General features: G+C 43.9%; 9 protein-coding genes and 1 pseudogene. 3 read left to right on the top strand and 7 right to left on the bottom strand.

Annotated elements, in window-relative coordinates; all coding sequences use genetic code 11:
* Together NG346_RS04140 and NG346_RS04135 are read right to left on the bottom strand one after the other, a co-directional pair.
* Nucleotides 1–366, bottom strand: a pseudogene (locus NG346_RS04140) (IS1380 family transposase); the annotation flags it as partial.
* A gap of 115 nt (nucleotides 367–481) precedes the next feature.
* Nucleotides 482–685: a hypothetical protein gene (locus NG346_RS04135; RefSeq protein ID WP_262279779.1), complete on the bottom strand. Its 204-nt coding sequence runs from the start codon at nucleotides 683–685 to the stop codon at nucleotides 482–484.
* Nucleotides 686–902: 217 nt separating this feature from the next.
* Between NG346_RS04135 and NG346_RS04130 the strand changes: the two genes are divergently transcribed.
* The 3 genes from NG346_RS04130 to NG346_RS04120 all read left to right on the top strand — a co-directional run bounded on the left by NG346_RS04130 (nucleotide 903) and on the right by NG346_RS04120 (nucleotide 2365).
* On the top strand, nucleotides 903–1430 hold the full coding sequence (locus tag NG346_RS04130) for an HU family DNA-binding protein (protein ID WP_262279778.1): 528 nt from the start codon (nucleotides 903–905) through the stop codon (nucleotides 1428–1430).
* A 56-nt stretch (nucleotides 1431–1486) separates the two neighbouring features.
* The gene (locus NG346_RS04125) at nucleotides 1487–1603 is read left to right on the top strand and encodes a smalltalk protein (RefSeq protein ID WP_262279777.1); all 117 of its coding nucleotides are present in this window, start codon (nucleotides 1487–1489) and stop codon (nucleotides 1601–1603) included.
* 312 nt (nucleotides 1604–1915) lie between these two features.
* Nucleotides 1916–2365: an N-acetylmuramoyl-L-alanine amidase gene (locus NG346_RS04120; protein WP_262279776.1), complete on the top strand. Its 450-nt coding sequence runs from the start codon at nucleotides 1916–1918 to the stop codon at nucleotides 2363–2365.
* A gap of 309 nt (nucleotides 2366–2674) precedes the next feature.
* Here NG346_RS04120 and NG346_RS04115 read toward each other — a convergent pair whose 3' ends face one another.
* From NG346_RS04115 to NG346_RS04095, 5 genes are all read right to left on the bottom strand, one after another.
* On the bottom strand, nucleotides 2675–3244 hold the full coding sequence (locus NG346_RS04115) for a hypothetical protein (protein ID WP_262279775.1): 570 nt from the start codon (nucleotides 3242–3244) through the stop codon (nucleotides 2675–2677).
* A 686-nt stretch (nucleotides 3245–3930) separates the two neighbouring features.
* Complete coding sequence (locus NG346_RS04110; RefSeq protein WP_262279774.1) at nucleotides 3931–4311, bottom strand: GxxExxY protein; 381 nt, start codon at nucleotides 4309–4311, stop codon at nucleotides 3931–3933.
* Between the two features lie 597 nt (nucleotides 4312–4908).
* Nucleotides 4909–5757, bottom strand: coding sequence for a hypothetical protein (locus tag NG346_RS04105; RefSeq protein WP_262279773.1), 849 nt, complete (start codon nucleotides 5755–5757; stop codon nucleotides 4909–4911).
* Nucleotides 5754–6239 (bottom strand): Panacea domain-containing protein, encoded by a 486-nt coding sequence (locus tag NG346_RS04100; RefSeq protein WP_262279772.1) that lies wholly within the window; start codon nucleotides 6237–6239, stop codon nucleotides 5754–5756. Before NG346_RS04100 ends, NG346_RS04105 begins: the two co-directional genes overlap by 4 nt.
* 158 nt (nucleotides 6240–6397) lie before the next feature.
* Nucleotides 6398–7105: a hypothetical protein gene (locus NG346_RS04095; protein ID WP_262279771.1), complete on the bottom strand. Its 708-nt coding sequence runs from the start codon at nucleotides 7103–7105 to the stop codon at nucleotides 6398–6400.
* Nucleotides 7106–7214 lie beyond the last annotated feature (109 nt).

Genomic DNA, 7214 nt, shown 5'->3' with positions numbered 1-7214 from the left:
GTTGAGTTTGTCTGCAGTATTGAAATCATAGGTCTTGCCTTGGTCGGAAGTATAGGAGATGTTTTCCTGTGTCAGTTCCTTGATGGCTCTGAGGATGGTATCAGAGCTGCATGTACGAAGGGTAGGATGATACGAGAGATGGCGCATCAGTTGTGACGTTACATCTTCCACGCATGAGCCGCCACAGAAATAAACGCTCATCAGCGAAAGGACTATCTCGCTGAACTGATATCCGAAGATACTGCTGCATCTCTGACCCAGTGTTGAGTCGATAACGGGTGAAAGCATGGAGTCAAATTTCTCCATGATTGAAAAAATTCCTCCAAAAGGTGTGAGTTTCTCAGATTTAATTTGTATTTTTGCCATGTCATATTAGAGTTTTGCTTGTTTTCTTTTTGCAACACTAAGATAAGTGAAAATTCTGACATGGCAAAATCCTGGGCAACTTTTTGTTGCTCAGGAACTTATAAATAAAGTTAAATTATAGTGTTGCGGAATTAAGGTTATTTACATAGTGCGCCAACGAGGACTTCGTGATCTCAGGAGCCTCATCGGCATTGCCTTTCTTCGCCATCTCTTCCATATACTTGTCGCCATAGAAGTTTTGCGTGGCTTGCGTGGCATTGGGAAGTATTTGGTTGTTACCACCGCTGATGTTGAATATAATATTTGCTTTATCGTCCATAGATGGTGTCATAATGAATGGTTTGTGAACGTATTGTGATTGCTTTGTGAACGCTTATGAACGGAATTGCTTTTGCTTTCCAGATGTATTACCTTTGCAAGCGGAATCAGTTGTTGGTGATTAGTTATGAGTGATTACTTGACCGGTCGTATCACTTCTGACTTACATCGTACTGCTCCCAGTAATAAATAAAAGTTAACAATTAAACGTTAAAACAATGATTGATTATTCAGTTTACATGTTGCCCAACAGAATGGACGAAAAAGCGGAGCCTAAGGCGTATGCCAAAGCTCAAATGCGAGAGCTGATGACATTCAGCAAGTTTGTGGAGCATATCGCTACTCACAACGGTGTTTTCTCACGCGGAACGGTGCGTGGTGTGATCATCGACATGTGCGAGTGTCTGGTCGAGATGCTACTCGAAGGCAAGAAGGTGCAAATGGGTGAGCTCGGCAACTTCTGGATCTCGCTAAGCAGTGATGGGGCTGACAAGTTGGAGGACTTCTCCGCGTCGAACATCAAGGCGGTGAACATCGTCTTCACGCCGGGCACCGACTTCGAGAACCTGCTCAACCGTGCTCAGTTCAATCCTGTTCCAAGTCGTCTTGCTCAAGCTGCTACGCTCAAGGCGGAGAAGGCGGGGGCGGCTACGGTCGACCTGACTAATGTCAAGAACATTAAGCCTTCTACTGACGAGGGTGGCAGCACCAGCAATCCTGGAACTGGAGGAAACGAGGACGCTTAGCATCGAGAAGCTCTAATAATGTAAAACGTATTATTAACTATTAAAAGTTTTTAATTATGACAGACAAGAATCCGAACAAGATCACGTGGATGCAAATCATCAACGCCATCGTGCAAGCAATCATCGCTGCCATGACTGCGTTAACTGTCAGCTCTTGCGTAGGGGCTGTATAGTTTCCTCTCACCAGGACACGAATGTCTCATTACTGGCTATAAGCCATGTCTTGGGCATTCGTGTTTTACCAAAGCAATTAAAGTTCTCACACAGAGCCACTAAGAACGCAGAGAGATGAACCTGTAATTTGCTGGATTATAAGCTTTCTGATCTTTGCCGCATGACGAAAGGTCTCACTGAGGTTCATTTCACACGGATCATACAGATTCCACGGATTATGTGCTCACGATGACTTGAACCAAGATTGCATCTGTGAGTATCAGTGAGCTCTGTGAGAATTTATTATCTTCAATTTTTAATCTTATAGATTTATGAGACAAAGATATTTGATGTCTGCCGACGACGTAAAGTATTTAGTGCTGCACTGCTCGGCAACAAGATGCAACCAAGACTACACTGTGGAGCAACTGCTCCGTGACCATCGCGCACGCAAATTCCGTAAGATAGGGTATCATTTCTATATCCGCCGTGACGGTACCATGACGCAGCACCGCATGCTGCTTGAGGTCGGGGCTCATGCCGCACCTTACAACCATTGCTCCATCGGCATCTGCTACGAGGGCGGGCTCGACGAGAACGGACTGCCGTGCGACACGCGCACGCCAGCTCAAACGGAACGGCTGACCGACCTGCTGACCATCCTCCACAAGATGTTTCCCAATGCTAAGATTGTCGGGCATCGTGATCTGCCGGGGACAACGCCCAAGGCTTGTCCGTGCCTCAACGCCCATGAGGTGTTCGGGTATATAGAGAAGTTCTGATCGTTCACACGGAGTTTTTTTCACGCAGATTACGCAGATCTCGCAGATTCTTTTCGTGCTTGGATGCACGGGATTTATCTCACACAGAGACACTGAGGGCACGGATAGATTACACGGATAAGGTGCATTGATGCACTGGTAAATACCAGTAAAATCTGCGAGATCAGCGTGCGAACCTTCACACTGAATATTTACGCCACGCAGATTACGCTGATTCCGCAGATCCATGCATCATTGATGTTCTGAAAACCTTTGGAGATCTGTAGGATCTGTGAGAAATAGTTTAATTGATTTATCAGTGTGAGCCGGTTATTCGACAGTCTCCCATGCTTCTCTGAGGATATCTTTGATGGCGAAGGAGCGGCCAGCGATGTCGATGACGAGGCTGCGGCTGCCACTGACTCTGACGACGTATCCTTCCAAGCCTTCAAGGAGGCCGGAGGTGATGCGGATATGTGGGTGCTGCTTGAAATAGCTGATGGGATTGTCGAGCGGTTTGATGCGCTCGGGCTGCTTGTTGATGAGTTGCATGAAGGGATTCATCTGACTGTTGGGAATCTCCGCCGGGAGACCAGTGAGGGGATTATTGATCAGATGATCCTGTGAGAAATAGTCTGTCAGGAACTGGCGCAGCTGGGTGGTGGTGCCATGAAGGAAGATGAAGCCTATCGGTGTGATCTCCTCCACTTCGCGCACGGTCGTGTGCTTCTTGACCGCCTTAATGGTCTTATGGATGAAGTAACGCGGAACGAAGACGGCATCCTGACTGACACGGGCTTCTGCCAAGACCGATTCCATCTCATTGGGGAAGCGGGATACCTTCAACGGATGACGGTAGATATATCCCCAGGTACTGTTGTTATCGGGTTCTTGTATCATCGGTACAGCACATTTCTTCTAGATTCAAAACCGAGCAGGGCCTCAGTTCTGATGATGAATATACCTGGATGGAAAGTAAAGTCTTCCATTGGTTTATGATAAAGACCTTAGAGCTTTGCAGCGTCTACGGTTCCCATCATTTTATGTCTTCGAAGGTGACAGCTGCTGCCGATCCCTTCCGTGCGGTTCTATATTGAATGTTAACCATTGGCCAAGTCTTTCTCTTTAACCGGTTGCTTGTTCCTTACCTTGCATACCCGGATGCGTATGCTTCGGGCACAAGTATTTCTGCAAAGATAAATTAAATAAATGATATGGGCAAAGTTTTTAAATGAAAATTTTCAGCATGACTATTTTTTCTTTCCAATGTTAGGACGGGGATACCCCCGGCCTAACTACGATGGGAATGGCTGAACAGTTACACCGTGTTCTTAAAATGTGAAAAGATTCATATATCCGTGGAGATCTGTGGAATCTGTGAGACTTTTCTCACCGAGGCTTTTTTCTCACGGATTTAACGGATGGCACGGATTTTTCTTGTTGCATCTGTGTGGATCTGTGAAATCCGTGTGACTTTTTCTCACGGATTTAACGGATTACACGGATTTAGAGATAGGATATGTGAAAATCTGTGGGGTCTGTGTGAACTTTTCCCATGGATTTATAGTGCGTATCGGTGGGTCATTTTATAAGTAGCCATTCAGGATCCGGTGGATGGAGGTGTTTATATTGTCCGTGTTGAAATTGACTAAGATGCCGAGATGCTTATGTGAGAGTTTTAAATAGGTGAGGGTTTGTTTGAAGAATAGTGCCTTCATCTCACTCACTGACTTCAGTTCTATAATTACTGTGTCATTGACAAGTATATCAAGATGCAGGTCGGCACTTAGCTTATGACCATCATAAATGATAGGGACTGGTGCCTGCTCCTTAACTTCAAGACCATCCTTGCGCAGCTGATAAACTAATGCTTCCTGATACACGGATTCAAGAAGGCCGGGCCCGAGCGTATTGTAGACGGCATATATGGCGCCACGTATTTTATATGAAATCTCGCTTTCTGTCATTTCACACGAATTGTTTTTTATTTCTCACGGAGGATGTTTTTATTTCTCACGGATTTAACGGATTACATGGATAATAGTGGTGCATCTGTGGAGATCTGTGAAATCCGTGTGAACTTTCTCACGGAGAATGTTTTTATTTCTCACGGATTTAACGGATTGCACGGATAATAGTGGTGCATCTGTGGAAATCTGTGGGATCTGTGTGAACTTTATCACGGAGGATGTTTTTATTTCTCACGGATTTAACGGATTGCACGGATTATAGTGGTGCATCTGTGGAATCTATGTGAACTTTCTCACGGAGGATGTTTTTATTTCTCACAGATTTAACGGATTGCACGGATTATAGTGGTGCATCTGTGGAAATCTGTGGGATCTGTGTGAACTTTCTCACGGAGGATGTTTTTATTTCTCACGGATTTAACGGATTACACGGATTATATACATATAGATGCGCAGAAAGCTATGAAATAATCTGTATGCAAGAATTTGTGTGCGAATATCACACGGAAATTTTTTCTTCATAGATCATAGAGGCCCAGCAGACTATATCGTTGATATGCATGGTGATATCTGCGTGAACTATAAAGCAAAATTTTAGATAGCATCTTCGTCAAGATTGAAGTTTTCAAAGAATATACTTCTTCTTTCTTTCAAGTCTACGGTCTTTTGAAACATAAACTTGCAATTAAGATCATATAACGGCATTGCTGCTATATGCTCAATCCGATCAGTAAACCCTAAATGCTCACGGTAATAGTTGACTAGATACTCGTCATCTGTAAGGTCTGCAGCAAACAAGAACAGGTATTCACAACCCACAATCTCCATAATGTTAATAACTTGTGGAACTATGAATTGCCAGAAGACTACGGCTCCTAACGGCTTTATGTTCTTCAGTGGCCACTCGTCATGATATAGGTCATTGGCACAGAAGTGCATCAACTCCACACCGGAATAGGTCTTACCAACATTATGTTGCCCTGGCCGAAAAAGCTTGTTAAGATCTATGTCGGTGACATTTTTATGTAGAACATCTGCAACTCGCTCTCGTCGTACCCCTTTCTTAGTCCTTAATAGTTCCAAGATTTGTTCGAGTTCCTTTCTATCATCATCTGAAACCTTTTCATCTTTTTGACGTGTGGCAACAAGATCATAGAACTTGCTTAGCATTTTCAGCCTTTCGCCCTCAATGAACTCATCATATAATTGGCCACATTTCAATGAGAAATAAAACAGAATATTATTACTTGAATCTTTAACAACGTAATACGCAACAATATTATCTTCATCCTCCTTAAATGCCTCATTGCGGAGGGTCTGGGCTATAGAATCATTTCTTCCGTTGATGAAATCTTCTACAAGCCTGATATTGTCTTGGTTTCTTGATAGTCTTTCACACCTTAGACTATCAATAATCGCTTTTTGTTCAGCTGTTATTCTCATTTTACAGAAGTGGCATGGAGGCCAAGAGCACGTAGCATAGCCCTTCTGGTCTTGATTCTGTCGGCATCTACCCTAATATCCTCTGTCTTGATTTCTATCTTACAAGAAGCATCAGGAGCATATCCCTCTCTTGCTTTTTGCCATGAATATTCTCCATGGGTGAGGGTACTCAGACTCCATGATCTTTTGGGAGCATAAATAGAAAAGATCTTATCAAATATTGGTTTGTACTTCTCTATAGCCTCAATTGACAATTTCTCATGTAAGTCCCCTGATTGAAAATGCTTGTGGATGACGTATAGAACCGGACCATATTTCCAAGCCTCAAACTGATCGTTGAATAATGGCTCACCTGTCTGAATAATAGTCTCACGCTGCGTCAGATAAAGTAGCTTGTGCAACTTCATCTCGTCTATATTGTGTCCATATTCTTTATAGTATCGATCACATATATAAGAGGCTATTTTAAGAACATCTTCCATTACTACCTTCTTTAGCTCATTGCAAAATTAGCTGATGTTTTTGAATCTTGCAAATAAGTATAAGAATATTTTGTTAAACGCAATGTTAATTCAGTCTTCACGACATACATTTCCATTACCGAGATTGTCTGTTATCGTAAAAAGAAGGGCAGAAGTCCTTAACCTTGCTCTACAACCTCTTCGAACAGTTCTTTGTGAATATTGCTGATGGATAGCGACTTGTTGCCAAAGGGCAGGATGAACTTACGGTCACCGGCCTTGCGGACAACGTAACCCTCACGGCCTTTCAGGATACCTGTAAGGATGCGCATGAGCTTGTGCCCCTCAGCATAGTAGCTGATGGGATGATCCATGATCCTGACAAGAGACGAGCCTAAACGGGAGGCTTGCATAAACGGAATCATCTGGTCATTGGGGATGACTGCCGGCATGCCTGTGGCGGGATCCTTGACCAAATGGATGGGATTGGGGTAATGGTTGTTTAAATAGCGCTGGACATCAGCCGCCTCACCTTGGAAGAAGACAAGACCACTGCCAGTATCGTGTTCAACACGTTTGCCTTGACTTAACCGCTTGGGCACACGTGACGAGGTACTACGGTCTACAAAACAAAGTACAGGAGCATCGGCGAAGATGGCGCAGTCCTGCTCTAATTCCTTGGTCTTCTTGTAATGCACATGGACATAACACCACGTAAGATTGTGAGGGGTGTACGCTGTCCCTTCATAGGCAGTGACGCTGCTTCCCGGGTATATACCTTTTATGGTTGAAACTGTGTCGTTCGCAGCTCCAACCTCGGTTTGGTCTCCATCATGAAGTGTCAGTTCGTCATGGAACTTAGAATTCGCGTTCCTGCTATCCAGCATGGTCTTCTCCTTCTAATCTATGTCACTCTTAGCGCAGTACATCTTGGATGCACCGTGCACTATATTTCTTTTTTTAGTCAACTTCATCCGCCTTAACTCTTTAAAGGTG

Source organism: Hallella absiana (assembly GCF_025457485.1).
In the GTDB taxonomy this organism is placed as follows: Bacteria; Bacteroidota; Bacteroidia; order Bacteroidales; family Bacteroidaceae; genus Prevotella; species Prevotella absiana.
Note: the sequence above shows the minus strand (reverse complement) of the source record. Positions and strands in the feature narration are given on the sequence as shown.